Source organism: Azonexus sp., from assembly GCF_047638095.1.
Lineage (GTDB): Bacteria > Pseudomonadota > Gammaproteobacteria > Burkholderiales > Rhodocyclaceae > Azonexus.
Genome location: NZ_JBLJBW010000021.1, coordinates 21,192 through 45,196, shown reverse-complemented (window position 1 = coordinate 45,196; position 24,005 = coordinate 21,192). Strand labels below are relative to the sequence as shown.

The window sequence follows — 24,005 nt, the reverse complement described above, 5'->3', positions numbered from 1 at the left end:
GAGAGTTGGTTCAACAGCTTCAAGAACGAGCGGGTGCATGGCATGCGCTATGCCACGCATGCCGACATGAAAGCCGCTAGCTTTGAGTACATCGAGGTTTTTTACAACCGAAAACGGCAGCACTCAACCCTCGGCTACCAATCGCCTGTGCAGTTCTTGGCGAATTGGATCAGCCGCCAAGATCAGGAAAAACTGGTAGCATGAAACCCATCCCTTGGCAGACGAAAAACCGAGGGAAGCTCACTCATCGCCGCATCCTCGCCGACGCCCAGACGCCGCATCAAGGTTTCCGATAGGCGCTGTGGCTCAAATTTCGGCACATATTCATCCACCCCCACCGATTGCCCCAGTTTTTGATTCGACATGCCCGAAAGCGAGGAATGCATGATCACTGGGATATTGGCGAAGCGCGGATCCGATTTGATTTTCTTGGTCAGGATGTACCCATCCATTTCCGGCATTTCGATGTCGGTGAGTACCAGATTGATCAGCTCGGAGACTTCTCTGCCCTGGGTTTTGGCATAGGCCGCGACCTTTTCCATTTCTTCCCACATCTTGCGGCCATTGACGGCAGACAAACCTTTCAGACCCATGGCTTCGAGCGTGCGCTCGATCTGCTTGCGCGCCACGCTGGAATCGTCGCAATAAAACACGGTCAGATCTGGACGGTCGACCTGCGGCACGCTGCGGAACAAAATTTCGTTATCGATGTTCGTGGTTTCAGCGAGGACTTTTTCCACGTCCATCATCATCACCAGGCGATTATCTTCCAGCTCGGTCACTGCCGTAACTAACCCGCCGGTTTGCGCCATCAGCATTTCCGGCGGCACCCGCATCTTGCTCCAGTCCAGGCGCAAAATGGTGTCGACACCCTCAACCAAAAAGCCCTGCGTATGGCCGTTGTATTCGGTAACGATCATGATTTCACGCGGCGTATCAGAAGAAATCCCCGTGTATTTCGCCAGATCGATCACCGGCACCAGCGCACCGCGCAGGCTGACCATGCCCTCGACCGAGGCGGGCATTTCCGGCGCTGCGGTGATCTGCGGCGTGCGCATCACCTCGCGCACCTTGAAAACGTTGATGCCGTAGGTTTCGCGCCGACCGGTACGCTGATCTTCGCCCAGGAAGAAGAGCAGGATTTCCAGCTTGTTGGTTCCCGCCAGCTTGGTGCGAGCATCGATATTTTTTAAAAGTTCTGACATTTCCTGTTCCTCGCCACGCATCGGGCCTTACGACAAAATACCGCCAACCACCCGTGCAAATCCAGCACTGACGGCAAAATTACCATGTATCTCGCAAATCACCCACAGGCACATTATTCAAACAATGGAAAAAAGCCGATTGAAATTTGCCACATCCAACACTTGCCGCACATTGCCATGCACGCCCGTGAGCACAATCTCCTTGCCCGCGCCCATGAGTTTTTCGCGCAACATGAGCAGCACACTCAAAGCGGAACTGTCGAGATAATCAACCGCGAGAAAATCCACCTGCACCCGCTGCAGCTCTGCCTCGCCCGGCAAAGCATCACAAATCTGGCGAAAATCCGGCAGGGTGTTGAAATCAAAACGCCCGTTCAAAGACACGGTCGCTGTCGTATGTTCGCGCGCCAAGCTGATTTGCATCACATTCCCCACTTCAGACAGTTCTGACACAGTTTAACCCTTAGTTTCAGCAAGCAGAAACAGAAATCAACCCATGCTTGCCGCCAGCGCCCGCCGGGAGATGTCTTCCAACGCCACCTGCTCCTCGACCGCGCCGATGAGGAAGGCTTCGCGCGGCATGCCATAAACGACGCAACTCGCTTCATCCTGCCCAAAAGTACGCGCGCCCGCCTGGCGCATGCGCAACATGCCGCGCGCGCCGTCCTTGCCCATACCGGTCAAAATCACGGCGATTGCCTGGCGTCCCAACACTTCGGCGGCTGAATCGAACAACACATCCACCGAGGGGCGGTGCCGATTCACCGGTTCGCTGCGCAACAATTCCGTCACCAAACCACCCCCCGTGCGTTTGATGCGCAAATGCGAATGCCCTGGCGCGATGTACACCGTCCCGGTTTCGATGCGCTCGTTATGCCCGGCCTCGACCACTTTCGGCAAACACAGCCCATCGAGACGTTTGGCAAACGAAGCCGTAAAGCTCTCCGGCATGTGCTGCACGATCAAAATCGGCGGACATTGGGCGGGCATGGCCAGGAGAAAATCCTTGAGCGCCTCGGTGCCGCCGGTCGATGCCCCGACGCAAATCGTCTTGCCGGCTGCCGTTGCATGCATCACGGGCATCGCAGCACGCTCCGCCATGGGCGCGCGTAGCGCTGCGGCACGAGGACGAATACGCGCGCCGCGGCTGGCGCGAATTTTTTCAGCCAAGTCTTCTGCATAGGATTCCATTGTGTGTGCGGCATCGAGATGCGGTTTGCCGATGAAATCTACGGCCCCCAGCTCCAGTGCCTTGAGTGTCACTTCCGAGGCACCTTCCGTGTAAGACGACACCATCACCACCGGCATCGGCCGCAAGCGCATCAGCCGTTCGAGAAACTCCAGACCATCCATGCCCGGCATGTGCACATCCAGTGTCAGAACATCTGGATTAAGCGCTTTGATGGCCTCGCGCGCGCTGGACGCATCAGGCGCTTCGCCGACCACTTCGAGATCGGTAAAACCATTGATCATAGTCGTCAGCAGGCTGCGCATCAAAGGCGAATCATCGACCACCAGCACGCGGATTTTCGTAGAAACCATAGATTCAGGTCGCTCTCAATCAAATAAACAGTTCGACATCGCCCGCCACCGGCGCTTGCGACAGACGCGCCTTGTAGTCGCTTTCGCGGCTGAACAAGGTTTCGTTGTGCACGCGATGTAGCTTTTTAACCAAGACCCGCCCGCTTTGCGGAAAGTAGTACACCTTGCGCGGGTAAGAATCGAGCAGGTCTTTGGCAACGACGGGAATTTTTTCTGTCTTCAGGTACTTCAACACGAATTCCGCGTTGCGCTGGCCGACGTGGCTGCTCGTCAAACTGGCCATGACCGCACCACCGCCGAACACCTTGGCTTCCAGACGGCTGCGCCGGGCTCCCATCTTAAGCAGGTGGTTGATCAAAACCTCCATGGCAAACGAACCGTAGCGCGCCGAGGCCGCCACTGTTTCGCGCCCACCATCGTCGGGCAACATGAAATGGTTCATGCCGCCGATGCCGGCTTCGGTGTCGCGCACGCAGGCCGCCACGCAAGAACCCAGGACGGTGACGAGCAACATGCCGGCATCTGAAACGTAATATTCCCCCGGCAAAATTTTGGCCGCTTCTGCGCCAAAATGCCGGTCGAAATAGCGGTTTGCCGCCAGATGCTCATCGAATGCGTGTTGCACCAGCATCCTTTTCAGCGTTATCCGCCAGCACATACACCGTCTTGCCCTGCGAGCGGAAAAGATTTGCCGCATGCAGGAAGCTTTCCGAATGCCCGGCGAACAGCAGGCCGTCGGGTTGCAGCATTGGCGCAAAGCGGGAAAGAATCTTGTACTGGGTGGGTTTGTCAAAATAAATCATGACGTTACGACAAAACATCACGTCTACCGGGCTGGGCACGGCGTAGCTGTTGTCGAGCAGGTTGATTTGACGAAACTCGACCAGCCGCTTCACTTCCGGGCGCACCGCCGCAAAGCCTTCCTGCGAGCCCGTACCGCGCAGAAAAAAGCGGCGCAAACGTTCCGCCGACAAGCGCTCCAGGCGTTCCATACCGTACACGCCTTTACGCGCAGTCGCCAGCACATTGGTGTCGAGATCAGAGGCAATGATGCTGACGTTATTGACTTCTGCGCCCAGGGTTTCGATCACCGTCATGGCAATCGAATAGGGTTCCTCGCCGGTAGAGGCTGCCGAACACCAGATCTTGATGGGGCGGCCGCTGATTTTGCGCAAATGCTCGGCAAGAATGGGGAAATGATGCGGTTCGCGAAAAAAGGAGGTGAGATTGGTGGTCAGGGAATTGACGAACTTTTCCCATTCATCGCCCTTCCCCGGGGTCAGTATGTCGAGATAATCGTTGAAACTACTTTTTCCCAGCGCCCGCAAGCGGCGGGCCAGGCGCGAATACACCATGTCTTTTTTAACCGGCGAGAGGGAAATGCCGGCGTATTGGTGAATCAATTTGCGCACCCGCTCGAAATCCGCCCCGGAAAACGCAAACTCCCGCGTCCCGCTTTCCCGACTGGCGAGCAGGGCGCTCAAATCTCCAGCCGCGGCCGACGTACCCGCCAAAGCGGCCGCCGGGCGAGGCCGCGCCAGCGCCGAAGGGCGGGCCGTTTCGGGGGCGGGGCGTTTGGGAAAAGAAAACTTTGGGTCTAATGCCACTTAAAACTCCTCCCATTCATCATCCAAACGCGCCGGCAAGGCGAGTTTTTTCTGCGCCAGCGCGGGCTGTTTCTGCCCCTTCGCCAAACGTGGCTGCCGCTTGCTGCTTGCTCGCGCGGCGGGCGCTCGTTGCGGCAAGCGGAACACCGCCGCCGCATTGTGCATGGAAACCGCTTGCTCTTCCAGGCTTTCGGCCGCCGCCGCCGCCTGTTCGACGAGCGCCGCGTTTTGCTGCGTTGCCCGGTCCATCTGCACCACTGCCGCGCTGACCTGCTCGATCCCCATGCTCTGCTCACGGCTGGCACGGGCAATATCATTGACGATGTGCGCCACGCGTCCAATGCTGTCCATGATTTCACCCATGGCGCTACCGGCCTGATCGACCAGCCGGCTGCCCGCATCGACACGTTCCACCGAGTCAGAAATCAGCGCCTTGATCTCTTTTGCCGCGGCGGCGCTACGCTGCGCCAGATTGCGCACTTCGCTGGCCACCACGGCAAAACCACGACCTTGCTCACCGGCACGCGCCGCTTCCACCGCCGCATTGAGCGCCAGAATATTGGTTTGAAAAGCAATGCCATCGATCACCCCGATGATGTCAGCAATGCGTGTGCTCGCCTGCTGGATCGAGGCCATGGTTTCCACCACCTTGCCCACCACCGCGCCGCCCGTCTCCACCACGGTTTGCGCCGTACCGCCCAGGACACTGGCTTGACGGGCGTTTTCGGCATTTTGTTTGACCGTTGCGGCAAGCTCTTCCATGCTGGAAGCCGTTTCTTCCAAGCTGCTGGCCTGCTCCTCGGTGCGCGCCGACAAATCCTGATTACCGAGCGCAATTTCCTTGGAGGCGACGGTAATCATTTCTGCCGCCCCCTGAATTTCACCCACCAGTTCGCGCAAGCGTGCCACCGTTTGATTGGCATCGTTTTGCAAACGCCCGAACAGGCCTTGGAAATCGCCGTCCACGGTGTGCAGCAGGTCGCCAGAGGCGATCTGCGAAAGCAATTCGGCAATTTTGCCGACGGCCGCAGCCGTTGTTTCGAAGAGGGTATTGATGCCATCCCCCAATTCGGCATAGAAACCTTCCATCACCGAGGTTTCCAGGCGCGCATCGAAATCGCCGGCGGCAGCGCGTTGAATCAGCTTGGCCATTTCCCGCTGGGCGAGAATTTCGGCGGTACGATCCACCCACTCACCGACCGAGCCCAGGCGCTCACCGCGCGCGTTGATGATGGGATTGGTCACGACATTGAAGATACGCCCGCCGATCTCCATTTCCACCGTACGCATGCCCTGTAGCTCACGCAGGCTGCGCAGCGCGGCTTGCGGATCGGCGTAAAAAACACCGATGTTGCTGCCCACGAAACCATCGATCGTAAAGCCCGGTTGCTGCTCGCGCAGCGTCGGTTCAATACGGCGCAGCATCTCCAGCAGGCCCTGGTTGGCGTACAGCACCGTGCCGTCCATATCCGCGATACGCAAATTGGCATTGACGCAGTCAAAGGCCATGCGCACCCGCATATTGTCGTTGGCCACGGCCTGAATCTGCGCCAGATTAAAGCTCATGTGCATCTGCATGGACTGCAAACCCTGCAGCACTTTGCCCATTTCGTCATCGCGCGAAACATCGGGAATATAGCTGCTGTCGCCGCGCGCCAGCGCTCGGAAAACCGCCTGAATTTCGCTGATCGAGCGCCCCAGCGCCGCCATGATGGCGGCCGCAATCCATGCCCCCAGCGCCAGCCCCAGGGCAAGCAGGGCCAGACCCCAGAGGAAATTGTCGCGATACACCGACTCGCCTTGATCGACCAGGGTTTGCGCCGTTTCGACCTGCGCCCGCAGCAAGGCATCGATCCGGCTTGCCGTGGCCTGATGGGCGGGATTGATCTGCTGCAGCAAAATCTGGTTGGCCAGATCGAATTGCCCATCGGCCAGCGCCTTTTTCGCCGGCAACAGCCCGTTATTGAGGTAGTTCATCCGCGCTTCGACGTAACGATCAGCCAATTCCCGCTCTGCGTCCGTGTCGATGCGCCCGGAAAACTGTTCCCACTGACGGGAAATTTCTGCGACATTGCCCTCGATCCGCCGCAAATGGTGATCAAGACCATGGTCATGCTCCGCGTGGTAGGCCCCGGCCGGGTCATGCTGCAAGGAAAGTAGAATCTGGCTGCGGTTTTCTTCCATCAAACGGCTGATGAGCGCCAGGGATTGTGCCGGTTTGACGCTGTTTTCATTGATCGCAATGGCGCTGCCATGCACCTGCAAAATCCCCCACAAGCCTAAAGCGGCCACCAAAACCATGCCCAGCAGCAAAACGGCAAAACCGCTACGGATTTTTTGCCGTAAAGACCAGCCGGAAAACCACCCTGCGCCGCCTTCGCACACACTGCCGTGACGAATATGCAGGCCGCCCGCCTGGCCTTCGCGTATCTTGTGATAAGCGGCTTCCGCAGCAACAATCTCGGCGCGTTCCGCCTGACGGCGCACCGACATGTAACCACTCATCTTGCCATCTTCATACAACGGGGTTACCGCCGTGCGAACCCAGTAAAAGCCGCCATCTTTGCAACGGTTTTTGACCAAGCCCACCCAGGGGCGGCGCGCCTGCAAATCCCGCCACAAATCAGCAAAGGTTTCGCTCGGCATGTCCGGGTGGCGAATCAGGTTATGCGGCTGGCCCAGCAACTCGGCTTCGCTGTAACCGCTGATCTGCACGAAATCGCGGTTGACGAAAGTAATGATGCCTTTGAGATCGGTTTTTGAAACGATCAAGTGCTCTTTGCTCAGCAAAACCTCGTGGTCGTTTACCGGTTGATTATTACGCATGCGAACGTCCTCGTTTCTGGCAATTTCCGACAAATCAAAACTCAGTCCAGTCATCGTCGCTGTCCGACGGCACACTGGCTAGGGCAGGGGGTAATGCACGCGATGCCGGCCACGGCGGCAAGGAAAGCGACTGGCGTGGTGCAGGTGGTGCCTGGTGTAGCGCCGGCGCTGCCGGCAAATGCGCATAGGCTTCGCTGGGCAAAGCGCGCACCTCTGCGCCCAGACGGAACACCGAAACCAGGGTAACCAGCGATTCGGCCTGTTCCTGCAAGCTTTCGGCCGCTGCCGCGGCCTCTTCGACGAGCGCCGCATTTTGTTGCGTGACTTCGTCCATCTGCGTAATCGCCTGCCCGACCTGCTCGATGCCGCCTGTTTGTTCGCGGCTGGCGTGCGAGATATCGGCCATCAGTTGCGCCAAGGTTTGCACGCTGCTGACCACGTTTTCCATGGTGCTGCCGGCCTGCTCGACCAGTTTGTTGCCGGCCGCCACCTTGCTCACCGAATCACCGATCAGCGCCTTGATCTCCTTGGCGGCAGCGGCGCTGCGCTGGGCAAGATTACGCACTTCACTGGCCACCACGGCAAAACCGCGCCCTTGCTCACCGGCGCGCGCGGCTTCCACCGCCGCATTCAAGGCGAGAATATTGGTCTGAAAGGCGATGCCGTCGATCACACCGATGATGTCCGCAATACGGTTACTCGCCTGCTGGATGCCGCTCATTGTTGCCACCACCTGGCGGACCACGGTGCCACCGGCTTCGGCCACGCGCCGCGCATCTTCCGCCAGGCCGTGTGCGCGCTGCGCGGTGTTGGCATTTTGCTGCACGGTGCTGGTCAGCTCTTCCATGCTGGAGGCGGTTTCTTCCAGGCTAGAGGCTTGATGCTCGGTGCGCGCCGACAAATCCTGGTTGCCCTGAGCAATTTCCAGAGCCGCCGTGTTGATTGTGTCGCTCGCCTCTTTGATCGAAATGGCAATTTCGCGTAGCTGATCGATGGTGCCGTTGGCATCCTTACGCACCTGCTCCAGATCGCCTTGGTAGACCGTCTCGATTTTTTCCGTCAAATCGCCCTCGGCCAGGCGCGCCAGCATCTGCCCCACCGCCTGCAGCGCCTGGCTATTGGTTTCCAGCATGCGGTTAATTGCCGTGGATAGCTGCAAAAAGAAGCCGCGTTTATCCGTCTGCTCGATACGCAGCGCAAAATTACCGTTTGCCGCGGCCTCGACGATTTCAGCGACCTCACGCTCGATGGCGATTTCGCCGGTACGGTCCAACCACTCGATCACCGTATTCAGGCGCTGGCCGTTGGCATCGATCACTGGCGTCAGGACCAGGGCAAACACCCGGCGGCCGATTTCAATTTCACTAGAGACGGGCGCACTGATCTGCGCCAAATGCTCTACGGAAAGGGTCGCGTGCAGACTCCCCACGGAAAAATTGCCGCCTTGCACGGCTTGCGCCTGAAACGTTGGCACGACCTGGCGCACATCCCCCTCCGCCAAGCGCAGCATGTCGAGCATTGCGGCATTGACATACACCACCCGCCCGGCAGCATCGACCAGCGTCACGCAATTCGAGCCGACATCGAGCGCCACCTTGATGCGTAAAACCTCTGCCGCCACCCGCCGCTCACTCGCCGTGCGCTCGGCCAGATCGTCTTGCATACGCGCCAAGGACTGCAACAAATAGGCCGGTTCATCGCGTCCCGTGGTGTTGATCGGGTTATCGAACTTGCCGCCCGCCACGGCCCCGGCCACCGTCACCGCTTCATCCAGGGGGCGGGTAATGCCGCGCGTCACCCAGATGCCGGAGGGAATCATCACCAATACAGCAAAAATGATCAGCCCGAACAAAACCAAACGCGCTTCCTCACGAATGGCCGCGATTTCCGCCAAAGCTTGCTCATTGGATTGGCGCTGCAGTTGCAGCAAGCTGTCCAGGCGCTTTTGCCATTCTTCTAGGCCCGGTTCGAGATAGCTTTCAAAATGCGTTTCAATCGCCGGACGGCTGCCTGCCGCAACCAGCATGGTCAGGCGCTGCAAAGCCCGCTCGGCGCGCGTTTGCACTGTCGGCAGTTCCCCCAGGGCATCGCGCATTGCCACATTGTGCGGCTTGGCCAGAATTTGTTGCTCGCTTTGCCGGTAACGCGCCAGGGCCGCGCCTATCTGTTTTTCTTCCGCGCGCTGGCGCTCGATTTCTTCATAGAGCAAGGTGTTGCGCGCGTGCATGCCGGCATCTTCCACGGCATCGCGCATGTCGCGGATGACGTCGAAAGTCGCGGCATTTTCGACGGCAATCAGCTGCGCCTTTTCACCCACCTTATTCAGACCGATCAACGCGATAACGACAAAGGCAATCATCAGCCCCAAGGCACCGATGGTCGTAGAAATCAGGCGGCTACCAATTTTGAAATGACGGACATTGAACATTTCACGCATCCTCTTCTTCGTATTCAGCGGCTTCGTCGAGCAAGGCCATTTCGCTGCTGCGCATCAGGCGCTCGATATCGGTAATGATCAGCATGCGCGTATCCACCGTCGCCAAACCCACGATGTAACGGGTATCGAAAGCCCCCGAAAACTCGGGCGCGGCACGCACTTCGTCGGGGGTCAGGCTGAGGACGTCGGAAACGCTATCGACCACGGCCCCCACCACACGCCCGGCAACATTGAGAATGATCACCACGGTAAATGGCGTGTATTCGACCTGCGGCAAATTCAGTTTCAGGCGCAAATCAACGATGGGCACGATGATGCCGCGCAAATTGATGACGCCTTTGATGAAGGCCGGCGTGTTGGCGATCAGGGTCGGCTGGTCGTAGCCACGAATTTCCTGCACCTTGAGGATATCGATGGCGTATTCCTCGTCCCCCAAAGTGAAGGTCAGATACTCGCGCAAATCTGGCCGAGCGGCCTCGGCTTCACGCTGCTGCACACGATTCATGATGCACTCCTCATCCGCCGCCCATCCGGCTTTTCTTGATTTCCTGACGCGCCATGCCGGCAATCGCCGTCACATCGAGAATCAGGGCCACGCGCCCGTCGCCCATGATGGTCGCCCCGGCCACCCCGCTGACCTTGCGATAATTGGCTTCCAGACTCTTGATCACCACCTGGTGCTGCCCCACCAGAGCATCGACAAAAAGGGCCACGCGCACGCCGTCGGCATCGAGCACGACCATGATGCCCTGTGAAAACGTTTGCCAGGCCGATTGCAAACCAAACATTTCGTGCAATGCCACCACCGGCAGGTACTCCCCGCGCACCTGCACCAACTGCGCCTGATTACCCATGGTGCGGATCGCATCCGGCGCGGCTTGCAAAGACTCCAGCACGCAGGCCAGCGGCAAAATATAGAGCTGGTCGCCCACGGCCACTGACATACCATCAAGAATGGCGAGGGTGAGCGGCAGGCGCACCGTCATACGGGTTCCCGCCCCCGGCTGCGAATCGATATCGACCCGCCCGCCCAGCCCTTGGATGTTGCGGCGCACCACATCCATACCGACGCCACGCCCGGAAACATCGCTGACCACGTCGGCGGTAGAAAAACCCGGCTCAAAAATGAGGTGGTACACCTCGTTGTCGCTCATCGCATCCGACACCGGCAAACCACGTTCGCGGGCTTTTTTGAGGATTTTCTCGCGCGGCAGACCGGCACCGTCGTCTTCCACCTCGATGACGATGCTGCCGCCTTGATGAAAGGCGCGCAGCGAAATCGTGCCTTGCGCCGGTTTTCCGGCGGCAAGACGGGCCTCTGGCATTTCGATGCCATGATCGAGGCTGTTGCGGATCAAGTGCGTCAGCGGATCGGCAATTTGCTCGATCAAACCCTTGTCCAGTTCCGTCGCCTCGCCCGTGGTTTTGAGTTCGACCTGTTTGCCCAGCTTGCCCGATACATCGCGCACCACCCGCGGAAAACGCGAAAACACCGCCGAAATCGGCAACATGCGGATCGACATCACCGCCTCTTGCAAATCGCGCGTATTGGACTCCAGCTGGGTCAGCCCGTTTTGCATGTTCTCAGGCAGATTTTCAGCAAGCTGCAAGGAGGATTGCTGCAAAATCGCCTGCGTAATGACCAGCTCACCCACCAGGTTGATGAGCTGATCGACCTTTTCTACGCTCACCCGGATCGAGGAATCGCTGTTGCCATTGGCTTTTACCCGCCGCGCCGCTACGGGTTCGGCGGCTTTTTCCGGGGCTTTGGCGGGCGGATTGGGGGATGCCGTTGCAACGGGTGCAGCGGGCGCAGCGGCCCCCGAAGAGGGCTCCGCAAGAGGTGCGAAAAAACCAAAGCCCTCGTCCTCTTGTGCTTCCGCAGCGCCTGGGGCGTCTGCTACGGGCGGATCAGGCAAGTCGACGAAAAATCCATACTCGGCCACGGGCGCTTCTTGCGCTTCTTGCGTTACTTCCCGCCCCTCTTCCTTTAATTGCCAGCTACCGCTTTCGGCAACGAAATCAAGCACATCGACCAAACTGTTTTGCGCCTGCGCGGTGGTGATGCGCAGTTCCCAGGCCAGGTCATCGGCACTTCCGGACGGCTGATGCAGCACCTCGACCGTCGCCTCTGCGCGCCACTCGGCAATCAGCTGTGTAATCGCCCCGCTGCTCGCCGCGTGTTGCGTCGGCACAAATTTGAGACTATAGGTTTTTTGCGCCGGCGTGGGCTGCGTAAGCGCCTCTGGCGCAACAGGGCTTGCCGGTGCAGCACTCGGCCCTTGTTCTAATTGCGCAAGACTGGCGCATAAAGCCGCCACCGCATCGGGATCGCTGCTCCCCTGCCCTTGATGCGCCGCCAACATGCCGCGCAAAACGTCACCCGCCTTAAGAAACACGTCGACCATATCCGTGCGCAAGGCAAGCTGGCCCTTGCGGATACGATCGAGCACGTTCTCCAGAACGTGCGTAACCTCTGCCAGATCAGTAAAACCAAAGGTGCCGGCGCTGCCTTTGATCGAATGGGCGGCGCGAAAAATGGCGTTGAGCTGCTCGCTGTCCGGTTGCGCCACATCGAGCGCCAGCAACAAGGATTCCATGGTCGCCAGATGCTCTTCCGATTCCTCGAAAAAGATCTGGAAAAACTGACTCATGTCGATGGCCATGCCCGCTCCCTTAGGCACCACTGCGTGTTATTTAATACGGCTCATGCGGGTTCTGCTGCCCGCTCTCTGCTGAGTTATTTAGCCGATGACCTTGCGTACGACGTCGATCAGACGCTGCGGATCGAACGGTTTTACCAGCCAGCCAGTCGCCCCGGCGGCACGCCCCTGTGATTTCATCTGGTCCGAAGATTCCGTGGTCAGCATCAAAATCGGCGTTTTTGCGTACTGCGGCATAGCGCGCAAGGTTTTGATCAAACTCAGGCCATCCATGCGTGGCATGTTTTGATCGGTAAGAATCAAGTCGAATGCCTGCGCACTGGCCTTGTCCAGGCCATCCTGCCCGTCTGTTGCATCGATCACTTCATACCCGGCAGTTTTCAGGGTAAATGACACCATCTGACGGATAGAGGCCGAATCATCGACCGCAAGTATGACTTTGGCCATTATTTCCTTTCCTTCGTGCTAATTGGGGCAAACCACGCATTATGCGTGAAAACCGTGGGCAGACCTGCATTTCTACGAAAATCCACAAAAATTAACGGATTTCCGGCGCCGGCAGTCCAGGCACATAGGGCACCTCATCCTCACCGGCATCGCTCGCCGGGCCTTCTTCATTGAGGATGGCACGCTCCGTGCGCTGATTGAGCACCACGATGCTAATCCGCCGATTGACCGGATTCAACGGATCATTCTTGTCGAACAATACGGTCGAGCCCAGACCCACGACCCGAATCACCTTGTGCGCCTCCAGGCTGCCCGCCACCAGTTCCCGGCGCGAGGCATTGGCGCGGTTGGTGGAAAGCTCCCAGTTGGAAAACCCCTGAATACCGCCACTAAAGGGCGCGGCATCGGTATGACCGGCCAAGCTGACACGATTCGATACGCCATTGAGCAATTTGCCGATTTGCCGCAACAAGTCGCGCGCGTAGGGTTTAACCTGGTCGCCACCCAAATCGAACATGGGGCGGTTTTGCTCATCAACGATTTGAATGCGCAAGCCTTCCGAGGTAATGTCGAGCAAAAGCTGTTTTTTGAATTGCAGCAGCTGCGGCGTCTGTTCGATCATTTTTTCGATGTCGGATTTCAGCTTTTCCAGGCGCTCGCGTTCCTGGCGCTGGAATTCCAGCTGCGCTTCCTTGGAAAAGGTGGTGCGCTTGGCTTCGACCTCGCCCTTTTTTACCTGCCCGGCCTGGCGCGTCAAATCCTGACCGCCGCCTTTCAGGATACTGGTCGCATCGCCAGTCCCTTCGCCGCCTTGCATGGCCACTTTCATCGGGTTTTGAAAGTAATCGGCGATGCCCTGCAAATCGCCCTTGGATGTAGAGCCTAACAGCCACATCAAGAGGAAAAAAGCCATCATCGCTGTCACGAAGTCGGCATAGGCAATTTTCCAGGCCCCGCCGTGCGCGCCGCCAGCGACGACTTTCTTGCGTTTGATAACTATCGGGCGGGTATCGTCTGCCATGGTGTTTCGATGAAAAGAAGCTTATTTGCCCTTGCGTGCCTTGAGCTCTTCTTCGAGCTCGCTAAAGGTCGGCCGATCATGTGCGCCCAGGGTTTTGCGCCCAAATTCGATCGCCACCTGCGGCGCATAGCCCGACATGGAGGCAAGCAACACCATTTTTATGGTTTTGAAAATCGTCCCGGATTCTTCGGCACGCTGCGCCATCACCCCGGCCAGCGGCGAAACGAAGCCATAGGAAACGAGAATCCCGAGGAAGGTTCCGACCAGCGCGCCACCGATCATCTTACCCAACACGGCCGGCGGCTCACCCACCGAACCCATCACGTTCACCACCCCCATCACCGCCACCACGATACCGAAGGCAGGCGTTGCATCCCCCACCTTGGCCATGACGTGCGCGGGTTCAGCCGCTTCGTGGTGATGGGTTTCCAACTCCACGTCCATCAAGCTCTCGATTTCCACCGTGTTCAAGTTACCGCCCACCATCATGCGCAGATAATCGGTCATGAATTCGAGCACATGGTGGTCGGCGGCGATATTGGGATATTTGGTAAAAATCGGGCTGGCATCCGGGTTTTCGACATCGTTTTCAATCGACATCAAGCCTTCTTTGCGCACCTTGCTGAGAATCTCGAACAGCAGGGCCAGCGTATCGATGTAGTAGGCCTTGTTGTAAGGCGAGTTCTTCAGTACGCCGGGAATGGCCGCTACCGTCGACTTGATTACCTTGATGTTGTTGCCGGCAACGAAACCCCCAATGGTCAGGCCGACGATCGCCAGGTACTCCATAGGCACCCACAGCGCGAGCAGGCTGCCGTGCACCGAGTAGGTCCCCAAAGACGCCGCCAGAATGATGATGTAGCCAACGATCAAAAACATGCAAAACCTCTCAGAAAGCCGACAATCGCGGCTCGGACAACTTGTTTTGTTCGCCGCTATTGTAGCCACAGGCATTAGAAAACACGCAAAAAACTTGCATAAAAACGAGCCCTTGGGCGTCGAATGTTAGACTTTCGCCCAGACCTGTTCGAGCCACCCTCTTTCCTTTTTGCCTGCCATGTCGTTTTGTATCGCATGCGGTGCTGCCGGTCAGCACCTGATTCCGCCCGGCGACAACCTACCGCGCCTGGTCTGCCCCCGCTGCGGGCATATTCATTATGAAAACCCGCGCATGGTGGTGGGCTGTGTCGCCGAATGGGAAGGACGCATCCTGCTCTGCCGCCGCGCCATAGCGCCGCGCCTGGGCTACTGGACCCTGCCTGCCGGTTTCATGGAAAACGGCGAAAGTGCCGCCGCTGCCGCGCGGCGCGAAACACAGGAAGAAGCCGGCGCGCTCGTGCGCATCGACGCGCCTTTTGCCATGGTCAGCATCGCCCACATCAACCAGATCCATTTTTTCTACCGTGGGCAACTGACAACGCCGGACTACGCCGCCGGCGAAGAAAGCCTGGAAGTCGCACTTTTTCACCCCGACACCATTCCCTGGGACGATTTATCGTTTCGCAGCGTGCGCTACTGCCTGGAAGCCTACTTACGCGACAAACCGCAAGGTCGCTTTGGCTTTCACGAACACGAATTACCGCCTTTGACAGGCTGAAATTTCCTGCGACAAGGAATTCTCGCCGACCAGGGCAAGCAGCTACTCGGATACTGCTCGCGCAAAGGCTACAAACGGTGCGACACGCGAGGCCACAAGCGGCTGCCGGAGCCTCCACAGAGGATGACGGAGAGTAGGTTCATCGCGATTTTTTCCGAGTTTCTTTCTGGTTTAATTGGGCCGGGCAGCAGCAGACAGCGCCGCCAGCAGTTTCTCGTGAATGCCGCCAAAGCCGCCGTTGCTCATCACCAGCACATGGTCACCGGGGCGGGCCTGGGCGGCGATTGCGGCGACCATTTCGCCCAGATCGGCGTGCACCTGCGAGCGTTCGCCGAGGGGGGCGAGCACGCTGGCGGCGTCCCAGTCGAGGCCGCCGCTGTAGCAGAAGGCCAGATCGGCCTCGGCCAGGCTGCTCGGCAGTTGCGCCTTCATCGTGCCCAGTTTCATGGTGTTGGAGCGCGGTTCGAACACGGCGAGGATGCGCGCCCTGCCGACTTTGCGCCGCAGCCCGGCGAGCGTCGTGGCGATGGCGGTCGGATGGTGGGCGAAATCGTCGTACACCGTGACGCCGCGCGCTTCGCCCCGGGTTTCCAGGCGCCGCTTGACGTTCTCGAAGCGCGCCAGCGCCGCCAGACCGTGCGCGAAGGAAACGCCGACATGGCGCGCCGCCAACAATGCCGCACAAGCATTGGCGCGATTGTGTTCGCCAGTGAGCGCCCACTGACAACGTCCAATCTCACCCTCGGGGCCGTGCAGGATCAGCTCACCGCTGGCATCGTCACCGCTCACCCGGTAGCCGTCTGCATGGTTGAAGCGCATCACCGGCGTCCAGCAGGCGCGGGCCAATACCCGCTCCAGCGCGTGTTCACTGCCGTTACTGACGATCAAACCACTGCCCGGCAAGGTGCGCACCAGATGATGAAACTGCGTTTCGATCGCCGCCAGATCGGCAAAAATATCGGCGTGGTCGAATTCCAGATTGTTCAGCACCAGGGTGCGCGGCTGATAGTGGATGAATTTGGAACGCTTGTCGCAAAACGCTGTGTCATACTCGTCGGCTTCGATGACGAAAAAGGGTGTCGCACCCAGACGCGCCGAGACGCCAAAGTTTTTCGGCACGCCGCCGATGAGAAAACCGGGTGCCATGCCGGCGTCTTCGAGTATCCAAGCGAGCATGGCGCTGGTGGTGGTCTTGCCGTGCGTGCCGGCCACCCCCAGCACCCAGCGCCCGCGCAGCACATTTTCTGCCAGCCACTGCGGCCCTGAAACATAGGGCAAGCCCTGGTCGAGAATCGCTTCCAGCAAGGGATTGCCGCGCGAAATGGCATTGCCGACCACGAACACATCGGGCTGCACTGCGGTTTGCCCGGCATCGTAGCCTTGCGTCAGCGTAATGCCCGCCTGCTGCAGCTGTTCGCTCATCGGCGGATAGACGCTGGCGTCGCAACCGCTGACGCGATGCCCTGCGGCGACCGCAAGCTGGGCCAGCCCCCCCATGAAGGTGCCGCAAATGCCGAGGATATGAATGTGCATGACGCTGGCTATGGTTAGAATAGGCGGCATTCTACCCGAGCCCTTTGGCAAAAGCCGCCATGCACCACCGCAACAGCTCCCGCAAACGTTTTTCCTCAGCCAGCGATCCGCGCAGCAGCATTGCCGCCGTTGCCGCCCGCCTGATCGCCGAAGACGACCTGGAAGACTATCTGCAAGCCAAGAAAAAAGCCCTGCGTCAGCTGGGCCTGCCGAACAATACGGCGCTGCCCGACAATGCCGAAGTCGAAGACGCCGTGCGCGCCCACCGCGCCCTCTACCAAAGCGGCGAACATCCCGCCATGCTCGAGGCTTTACGCCGCTCCGCCTTGCAGCTGATGGAATTTCTTGCCCCGTTCAATCCCTATCTCACAGGCTCCGTACTCGATGGCACGGCGGGCGAGTACAGCCAGATCGATCTTTTATTGTTTGCCGACAGCGCCAAGGAAGTGGAAATTTTCCTGCTCAACCACGGCATCGAGGTGCAGCACACCACGCCGCGCCACGACAAGGTCGAAGCCGTGCTGCAAATCAGCACAGAAAATACCGATGCCAATCTCGTCATTCTCGCGCCGCAAATGGAACGGGTCAGCTTCAAACACCGCGATGGGCGCGTCCGTGCGCGCATCCGTGCCGATGAGCTACGCCGCCTCCTGCACGCTGCGCCCCAGCCTGCCTGATACACTGCATTGCAAAACCCACAGCCTTTTTTCAACGCCATGAAAACCCTGATCGTCGAAGACAACGCCGCCATGCGTTCCCTGCTCAGCACCCTGCTCAACAGCCAGGGTTATCCCGTGGTGGGTGAACTGGAATCCGGGGCAACGCTGCTTGACGACATCCATCGCCTGCGCCCGCAGATCATCTGCCTGGACTACCAGCTCCCCGGTGCCGACGGCCTAAGTTTGCTCAAAGACATCAGCGAGCATTACCCGGAAATTGACGTCGTTTTCATCACCAGTTCGGAAGCCGAGGATATCGAAAAACAAGCCGCCGACGCCGGAGCCTCCGGTTTTTTGCGCAAACCCTTCGGGCAAAAACAAATCATCGACGAACTCAAGTTGATCAGCGAAACTCGCCGCCAGGCTATGGCCGCCAACGCTGAGGCCAGCGCCAACGCTGAGACAAACGCCAACGCAAAATCCCCTGCCCAAAGCAACCGCGCCCCCAGCCCGGCGCGCTCGGCTGCGCGCAAAAACGCCCAACGCCCGACTGCTGTCATTGTTGATGACAACAGCGCCATCCGCCTGCTTTTAAAAGGCATTCTCAGCGAATACGGCCTGGATGTCGTCGCCCAAGCCAGCAACGGCGAAGAGGCCATTCGCTGCGCCGAGCTGCATCAGCCCAGCGTTCTCTTTCTCGATGTCAACATGCCCATTCTCTCCGGGCTCGAAGCCTTGCCGCAGATCCGCGTCGCCAGCCCACGCACGGCGGCGGTAATGGTCACCGGCAATGCCACGCGTGAGCTGGTGCAACAGGCGGCCCAGCTGGGGGCCTGCGGTTATGTCGTAAAACCTGTGCGCCCGGCCTACGTGCATAATTTTCTGAATAAACTCTTTGGCCGCTAAAACGCGGCGGAGATGCGCTCATGAGCTTGCTGATCGACTACCCTTTTCCCAGCGCCACGGCCTGGGTAGAGCATTTCGCCGGCATCGAGCTGCCCATTTTGCGCCTGACCGCCAATCGCCTCGCGGCGCTGCGCGATACCGCCAACAACATCAACACCCGCACGCTGGCCCAGATCGTCGCGCACGACCCGCTGATGACACTGCGCCTGTTTCGCACCATGAAAGCCAACCGCTCGGCCCGGCAAAACGCCGATATCACCACCCTGGAGCGCATTTTGGTGATGATCGGCACGGAACGTTTTTATACCAGCTGCCAAGAATTACCCATCATCGAGCACCAACTGAAGGCCTACCCCAAGGCCATGCTCGGTTTGCTAAAAAGCATCGCCCGCAGCCGGCAGGCCAGCATCTGGGCGCGTGACTGGGCCTTGTTGCGACAAAACACGCGCTTTGAAGAAATCGCGCTGGCCGCCTTGCTACACGAATTCGTCGACATCCTGATGCACTGCTTTGCCCCCAATCTTGCCGTGCAAGCCCGCGAATCTCTGAGCACGCACGCCGGGGTGCGCAGCAAGGCCGTACAGGAAAGCGTTTTTGGCGCGCCGCTTTGCGACATCATGCGCCCCCTGGTCGAACGCTGGGGCCTGCCGGAGTTGTTGCTCAGCCTGCTCGAAGGCCACGACAACGCGCAGGACAACGCCAATCTGCGTAACGTCACGCTGGCGCTCGATCTGGCCCGCCATGCCGCCAATGGCTGGGACGACCCGGCTTTGCCGGATGATTTTCGCGCCATTCAGGAGTTGCTGTTCATCAACCGCAGTCACTTGCTGGAGCGCCTCAGTGCGCCGGCTGAGATGGTGCAGGCCGCTCGTCTGGCTGAAAACACCTGAACAAAAATGCACGCCCTCCCCCATCTCGCCTTCATCGACTGGCTGGCGCTCGGCATGTTTTTTGCCGCCTGGGGCGGTTATGCCTGGTTTTCCGAACATAGCCCGCGCGGCGCACATGGCTTGAACAGCACCACCCAGCGTTACCGCATGCAATGGGCTTACCGCCTGCTCGAACGCGATGTGCGCGTCACCGATTCCACCCTGATCGGCAACCTGGTCACCAGCGTGTCCTTTTACGCCAACACCACCATTTACATCATCGCCGGCTTGATCGCCGCCCTCGGCGCGGCCGACCAGTTGCTCGGCCTGGCTGCCGACCTGCCCTTTGCGGCACCGGGCAACCGCGAATTGCTGGAAATCAAGCTGATGCTGGTTCTGGGTTCTTTCGTTTTCGCCTACTTCAAATTCACCTGGGCGCTGCGCCAGTTCAATCTGCTTTCCATCCTGGTCGGTGCCGCACCGCAAGGGCTCGCCGGCACGCCAGAAATCGACCGTTTCGCGCGCCGCCTGGCCGCCGCCAACAGCCTAGCCGGCGACGACTTCAACCGTGGCATCCGCGCCTATTACTTCGGCTTGGCCGCCGCCGTCTGGCTACTCAATCCGCTGCTTTGCGCGCTCGCCTCGCTCGCCATCCTGATCGTGCTCTATCGCCGCGATTACCGCTCACCGGCGCTATTGGCCCTGCGCGAAGAAAACGACTGACCCTCTCCGGCCTCCCTTGCTTTACCGACTGGGACGCAGCCACAACCAAAGCAAAATCGCCGCCCCCAAGAGCGCCGGCAAATAGCGCCAGTCGCCCGGCAAATGCACCCAGCCGCTGAGCGCGCTCAAGGCCAGCATGGCGGTCGCCAAGCATTTTCCGAGCAGCGGAATCGCCCCGCGCGTACGCCAGGCAAGGATCATCGAGCCAAATACAGGGTGCGCCAGTAAACGCGCCTCCCATTCGGGGTGGGAGCGCCCCCAGAAATAGGCCGCCAGAATCAGAAAAGGTGTCGTCGGCAGCAGCGGCAAAAAGGCACCCACCAAACCCAACAACGCAGATGCGGCCCCGAGGGCGCGATACACCGGTTTTTTCACTTAACGCACATCCTTTGCCACATCCTTTGCCAGCGATTTCAACCTCTGTCCCAATAACTGTCGCGGCCGTAATTCTCCCGCAAAAGCTCGATGAAAAGGCGTACCCGCAGAGGCAAATAACGGCGCTGGGCAAATACCGCGTAAATCCCCATCGGCGGCGCTTGCCAACTGTCGAGCACCGTGGTCAAACGCCCTTCGCTCAAATCCCGCCCGACTTCCCATAACGAGCGCCAGGCCAGCCCTCGCCCAGCCAAGGCCCACTCGTGCAAAACTGCGCCGTCGTTACAGGCAAAACTTCCCGTTACCTTGCGCGTGTGCACCTCACCGCTGGCGGGATCACGAAAAATCCAGCCGCGCTGCGGCCCCAGCGCCAGACAATTATGCCCGGCCAATTCATCCGGCCGGTGCGGTACGCCCCGCGCCACCAGGTACGCCGGGCTGGCCACCACCACCCGGCGCATTTCGCCCAGGCGCACGCTGACCAGGCTGGAATCGGTCAACTCACCGATGCGGATGGCGCAATCGATGTTTTCGTTGATCAGATCAACCAAACGATCCGACAAATCGAGATTCACCGTCACTTCCGGATGGGCCTGCATGAACTGCGCGACCAGCGGGGCCACATGGCGCAAGCCGAAACCCGCCGGCGCCGACAAACGCACGGGGCCGCTCGCGCGCACGACACCCAAAGATACCGCCGCCTCAGCATTGGCCAAATCGGTGAGTAAGCGCTGACACTCTTCAAAAAATACCTGTCCTTCGGAAGTCAGCGTCAGCTGGCGCGTCGTGCGCTGCATCAGGCGCACGCCCAGGCGGTTTTCCAGGGCATCGAGGCGGCGCCCGATCATCGCCGGCGTCACACCTTCCCCGCGAGCGGCGGCTGACAGGCTGCCGCGCTGCGCGGCGGCGACGAAGGCGGTCATTTGTTTGAAAACGTCCATGCGCTGATTTTATACATTAAGTACAAGATAAATTGCATTTAGCGCAGCTTATCGCGCCACCTGATACACAATATACTCTTATACAAGACTTGAGGCGGGCTTTGCGCTGGCCACAGACCGAACCGAAGAACCCCCGCTCCAATCCAAGCCCCCCGCCCAACACCCACGATGGACCTCCCCTTCCTCCACTACGCCCTCATCGCGCTCGCCGCCTTTGGTGCGGGCGCGATGAATTCGGTGGCGGGCGGCGGCTCCTTTCTCTCTTTCCCCGCCCTGCTCGCCGTCGGCGTGCCGCCGGTGACGGCCAATGCCAGCAATTCAGTCGCTTTGTGGCCCGGTAGCCTGGCCGGTGCCTGGGCCTTTCGCAGCGAATTGCTGCGTTTCAAATCCGCGCTGCCCAGGCTCACCTTGGTCGCCTTTGTCGGCGGCATCGCGGGCGGCCTGTTATTGCTCGCCACCTCGAACGCCGCCTTCAGCCGCCTGATTCCCTGGCTGCTGCTGCTCGCCACCGTGCTTTTTGCCTTCAGCCCGCAGCTTTCCCGCCTGCTCGCCGGGCGGCGGGCAACGGCGGCGAGCGCGCATCAGGTCGGGCCGGGCGGGCTGCTGTTTCAGTTCGTCGTTTCCATTTACGGCGCTTTTTTCGGGGCCGGCATGGGCATTCTCATGCTGGCGGCCCTGGCCATCCAGGGCTTCGAGGACATGCACGAGATCAACGCCCTGAAAAACTGGCTCTCCGCCGTGATCTATTCCGTGGCCGTGGCAACTTTCGTCATCGCCGGTGCGATTTCCTGGCCGCACACCCTCGTCATGCTGCTCACCGGCACCCTCGGCGGCTACTGGGGAGCGCGCCTGGCGCGGCGCATTCCGGCGCAGTGGCTGCGCCGTTTCATCGTCGCCGTCGGCATTTTTCTCACCCTGTATTATTTTTACAAAACCCCTTGATCTGAAAGGAAAAACATGAGCCTCACCCTACCGCAAGGCATGCAAATCACCGCTCCGGTGAAACCCGAATGGGAAGCCATTCTGAGCACCGAAGCGCTCGCCTTCGTCGCCCAGCTGCACCGCGCTTTCGAAGCCCGCCGCCAGGAATTGCTGAAGGCGCGCATCGAGCGCCAGGCGCGTATCGATGCCGGTGAAATGCCGGATTTCCTGCCGCAAACCAAGCACATCCGCGAAGGCGACTGGAAAGTTGCCCCGGTGCCGCCCGCCCTGCACTGCCGCCGCGTCGAAATCACCGGCCCGGTCGAGGCCAAGATGATCATCAACGCCTTCAACTCGGGCGCCGACTCCTACATGACCGACTTCGAAGATTCCAACAGCCCGAACTGGGACAACCAGATTCAAGGCCAAGTCAATCTGTACAAGGCGATTCGCCGCGAACTCTCGTTCAAGAACGAAGCCGGCAAGGAATACAAATTGAACGACAAGATCGCCACCTTGCAGATTCGCCCGCGCGGCTGGCACCTCGATGAAAAACACGTTCTCGTTGACGGCCAGCGCGTTTCCGGCGGCCTCTTTGACTTCGGCCTGGTGTTTTTCCACAACGCCAAGGAGCAAATCGCCCGGGGTGCCGGCCCCTTCTACTATCTGCCGAAGATGGAAAGCCACCTCGAAGCCCGCCTGTGGAACGATGCCTTCGTCCTGGCCCAGGACCACATCGGCCTGCCGCAAGGCACGATCAAGGCGACCGTGCTGGTCGAAACCATTCTCGCCACCTTCGAGATGGAAGAAATTCTCTATGAACTGCGCAACCACTCCGCTGGGCTGAACGCCGGGCGCTGGGATTACATCTTCTCCTGCATCAAGAAGTTCAAGAAAAACAAGGATTTCTGCCTCGCCCAGCGCGGCGCGATCACGATGGAAGTGCCTTTCATGCGCTCCTACGCCCTGGCCCTGGTGCAGGCCTGCCACAAGCGCGGCGCGCCGGCGATGGGCGGCATGAGCGCCCTGATCCCGATCAAGAACGATCCGGTCGCCAACGAAAAAGCGCTGGCCGGCATCCGCCACGACAAAACACGCGATGCCAACGACGGCTTCGACGGCGGCTGGGTCGCCCACCCCGGTCTGGTGCCAATTGCCATGGAAGAATTCGTCAAGGTGCTGGGCGACAAACCCAACCAGTTCGGCAAGCAGGTCGAAGGCAAATTCGGCCCGGCCCAGTGGCTCGATTTCCAGCCGACCACGCCGATCACCGAAGCCGGGCTGCGCAACAACATCAACGTCGGCATCCACTATCTCGGCAGCTGGCTGGCCGGCAACGGCTGCGTACCCATCCACAACCTGATGGAAGACGCCGCCACCGCCGAAATTTCCCGCTCGCAGGTGTGGCAGTGGGTAGTCTCGCCCAAGGGCATTCTCGATGATGGCCGCAAGGTCACCGTCGACATGGTGCGCCCGATGATCGCCGAGGAACTGGCCAAGGTGAAGGCCGCCGTTGCCGCGCAAGGTGAAGACACCGCCAGCTACGACAAAGCCTCTGTCATCTTCGACGAAATGTCGCTGACCCCGGAATACCCGGAATTCCTGACGCTGCCGCTGTACGAAGCTATGGCCTGAGCGCCAGAAACCACGCAAAGCCGCGCAACTCCAGCTCTTCACGGCCAAACCCTGGGCCGTGAAGAAGCTGGAGGCGTATCACCGGCCTGCTTCGCCAA

General features: G+C 59.6%; 23 protein-coding genes. 8 read left to right on the top strand and 15 right to left on the bottom strand.

What is annotated here, in order from left to right; translation table 11 throughout:
• A partial coding sequence (locus tag ACM62Q_RS07420; protein WP_415035121.1) for an IS3 family transposase occupies nucleotides 1-204 on the top strand: 204 nt, incomplete at its 5' end.
• Here ACM62Q_RS07420 and ACM62Q_RS07415 read toward each other — a convergent pair.
• The 12 genes from ACM62Q_RS07415 to motA all read right to left on the bottom strand — a co-directional run bounded on the left by ACM62Q_RS07415 (nucleotide 183) and on the right by motA (nucleotide 14,627).
• Entirely contained in the window at nucleotides 183-1,205 is a 1,023-nt protein-coding gene (locus tag ACM62Q_RS07415) for a chemotaxis protein (protein ID WP_415035119.1), read from the bottom strand. The two genes, ACM62Q_RS07420 and ACM62Q_RS07415, sit on opposite strands and share 22 nt — an antisense overlap.
• 117 nt (nucleotides 1,206-1,322) lie before the next feature.
• Nucleotides 1,323-1,658 (bottom strand): STAS domain-containing protein, encoded by a 336-nt coding sequence (locus ACM62Q_RS07410; RefSeq protein WP_415035117.1) that lies wholly within the window; start codon nucleotides 1,656-1,658, stop codon nucleotides 1,323-1,325.
• A 36-nt stretch (nucleotides 1,659-1,694) separates the two neighbouring features.
• A complete protein-coding gene (locus ACM62Q_RS07405; RefSeq protein WP_415035115.1) occupies nucleotides 1,695-2,747 on the bottom strand; it encodes a protein-glutamate methylesterase/protein-glutamine glutaminase in 1,053 nt (350 codons plus the stop codon).
• Between the two features lie 19 nt (nucleotides 2,748-2,766).
• A complete protein-coding gene (gene cheD / locus ACM62Q_RS07400; protein WP_415035113.1) occupies nucleotides 2,767-3,378 on the bottom strand; it encodes a chemoreceptor glutamine deamidase CheD in 612 nt (203 codons plus the stop codon).
• Entirely contained in the window at nucleotides 3,353-4,354 is a 1,002-nt protein-coding gene (locus ACM62Q_RS07395) for a CheR family methyltransferase (RefSeq protein ID WP_415035111.1), read from the bottom strand. The genes cheD and ACM62Q_RS07395 overlap by 26 nt, the downstream gene beginning before the upstream one ends.
• Nucleotides 4,355-7,180: a methyl-accepting chemotaxis protein gene (locus ACM62Q_RS07390; protein WP_415035109.1), complete on the bottom strand. Its 2,826-nt coding sequence runs from the start codon at nucleotides 7,178-7,180 to the stop codon at nucleotides 4,355-4,357.
• Nucleotides 7,181-7,214: 34 nt separating this feature from the next.
• Nucleotides 7,215-9,608 (bottom strand): methyl-accepting chemotaxis protein, encoded by a 2,394-nt coding sequence (locus ACM62Q_RS07385; RefSeq protein ID WP_415035107.1) that lies wholly within the window; start codon nucleotides 9,606-9,608, stop codon nucleotides 7,215-7,217.
• Between the two features lies 1 nt (nucleotide 9,609).
• The gene (locus ACM62Q_RS07380; protein WP_415035105.1) at nucleotides 9,610-10,122 is read right to left on the bottom strand and encodes a chemotaxis protein CheW; all 513 of its coding nucleotides are present in this window, start codon (nucleotides 10,120-10,122) and stop codon (nucleotides 9,610-9,612) included.
• A gap of 10 nt (nucleotides 10,123-10,132) precedes the next feature.
• Nucleotides 10,133-12,283: a chemotaxis protein CheW gene (locus tag ACM62Q_RS07375; protein ID WP_415035103.1), complete on the bottom strand. Its 2,151-nt coding sequence runs from the start codon at nucleotides 12,281-12,283 to the stop codon at nucleotides 10,133-10,135.
• Nucleotides 12,284-12,361: 78 nt separating this feature from the next.
• Nucleotides 12,362-12,727 carry a response regulator gene (locus ACM62Q_RS07370; RefSeq protein WP_415035101.1) on the bottom strand — a complete coding sequence of 122 codons (366 nt, stop codon included), beginning with the start codon at nucleotides 12,725-12,727 and terminating at the stop codon, nucleotides 12,362-12,364.
• Nucleotides 12,728-12,818: 91 nt separating this feature from the next.
• On the bottom strand, nucleotides 12,819-13,748 hold the full coding sequence (gene motB, locus ACM62Q_RS07365; protein WP_415035099.1) for a flagellar motor protein MotB: 930 nt from the start codon (nucleotides 13,746-13,748) through the stop codon (nucleotides 12,819-12,821).
• A 21-nt stretch (nucleotides 13,749-13,769) separates the two neighbouring features.
• Nucleotides 13,770-14,627: a flagellar motor stator protein MotA gene (motA, locus tag ACM62Q_RS07360; protein WP_415035097.1), complete on the bottom strand. Its 858-nt coding sequence runs from the start codon at nucleotides 14,625-14,627 to the stop codon at nucleotides 13,770-13,772.
• 178 nt (nucleotides 14,628-14,805) lie between these two features.
• On the opposite strand from motA, the gene ACM62Q_RS07355 reads away from it, so the two are divergent.
• Nucleotides 14,806-15,345, top strand: coding sequence for an NUDIX hydrolase (locus tag ACM62Q_RS07355; protein WP_415035095.1), 540 nt, complete (start codon nucleotides 14,806-14,808; stop codon nucleotides 15,343-15,345).
• Between the two features lie 171 nt (nucleotides 15,346-15,516).
• Here ACM62Q_RS07355 and mpl read toward each other — a convergent pair whose 3' ends face one another.
• A complete protein-coding gene (gene mpl / locus ACM62Q_RS07350) occupies nucleotides 15,517-16,878 on the bottom strand; it encodes a UDP-N-acetylmuramate:L-alanyl-gamma-D-glutamyl-meso-diaminopimelate ligase (protein WP_415035093.1) in 1,362 nt (453 codons plus the stop codon).
• Between the two features lie 59 nt (nucleotides 16,879-16,937).
• Between mpl and ACM62Q_RS07345 the strand changes: the two genes are divergently transcribed.
• Genes ACM62Q_RS07345 through ACM62Q_RS07330 form a run of 4 tightly spaced genes read left to right on the top strand, consistent with a single transcriptional unit; the run spans nucleotide 16,938 to nucleotide 20,035 of the window.
• The gene (locus ACM62Q_RS07345) at nucleotides 16,938-17,555 is read left to right on the top strand and encodes a hypothetical protein (protein WP_415035091.1); all 618 of its coding nucleotides are present in this window, start codon (nucleotides 16,938-16,940) and stop codon (nucleotides 17,553-17,555) included.
• A gap of 39 nt (nucleotides 17,556-17,594) precedes the next feature.
• Nucleotides 17,595-18,443: a response regulator gene (locus ACM62Q_RS07340; RefSeq protein ID WP_415035089.1), complete on the top strand. Its 849-nt coding sequence runs from the start codon at nucleotides 17,595-17,597 to the stop codon at nucleotides 18,441-18,443.
• A 20-nt stretch (nucleotides 18,444-18,463) separates the two neighbouring features.
• Entirely contained in the window at nucleotides 18,464-19,333 is an 870-nt protein-coding gene (locus ACM62Q_RS07335) for an HDOD domain-containing protein (protein ID WP_415035087.1), read from the top strand.
• A gap of 6 nt (nucleotides 19,334-19,339) precedes the next feature.
• A complete protein-coding gene (locus tag ACM62Q_RS07330) occupies nucleotides 19,340-20,035 on the top strand; it encodes a DUF599 domain-containing protein (RefSeq protein ID WP_415035085.1) in 696 nt (231 codons plus the stop codon).
• Nucleotides 20,036-20,056: 21 nt separating this feature from the next.
• On the opposite strand, the gene ACM62Q_RS07325 is transcribed toward ACM62Q_RS07330, so the two are convergent.
• Both ACM62Q_RS07325 and ACM62Q_RS07320 read right to left on the bottom strand, forming a co-directional pair.
• Entirely contained in the window at nucleotides 20,057-20,410 is a 354-nt protein-coding gene (locus ACM62Q_RS07325) for a YbaN family protein (RefSeq protein WP_415035083.1), read from the bottom strand.
• 38 nt (nucleotides 20,411-20,448) lie between these two features.
• On the bottom strand, nucleotides 20,449-21,351 hold the full coding sequence (locus ACM62Q_RS07320; RefSeq protein ID WP_415035081.1) for a LysR family transcriptional regulator: 903 nt from the start codon (nucleotides 21,349-21,351) through the stop codon (nucleotides 20,449-20,451).
• A 168-nt stretch (nucleotides 21,352-21,519) separates the two neighbouring features.
• Between ACM62Q_RS07320 and ACM62Q_RS07315 the strand changes: the two genes are divergently transcribed.
• Both ACM62Q_RS07315 and aceB read left to right on the top strand, forming a co-directional pair.
• Nucleotides 21,520-22,293: a sulfite exporter TauE/SafE family protein gene (locus ACM62Q_RS07315; RefSeq protein ID WP_415035079.1), complete on the top strand. Its 774-nt coding sequence runs from the start codon at nucleotides 21,520-21,522 to the stop codon at nucleotides 22,291-22,293.
• A gap of 15 nt (nucleotides 22,294-22,308) precedes the next feature.
• Nucleotides 22,309-23,907, top strand: coding sequence for a malate synthase A (aceB, locus tag ACM62Q_RS07310; protein ID WP_415035077.1), 1,599 nt, complete (start codon nucleotides 22,309-22,311; stop codon nucleotides 23,905-23,907).
• Nucleotides 23,908-24,005: the final 98 nt, after the last annotated feature.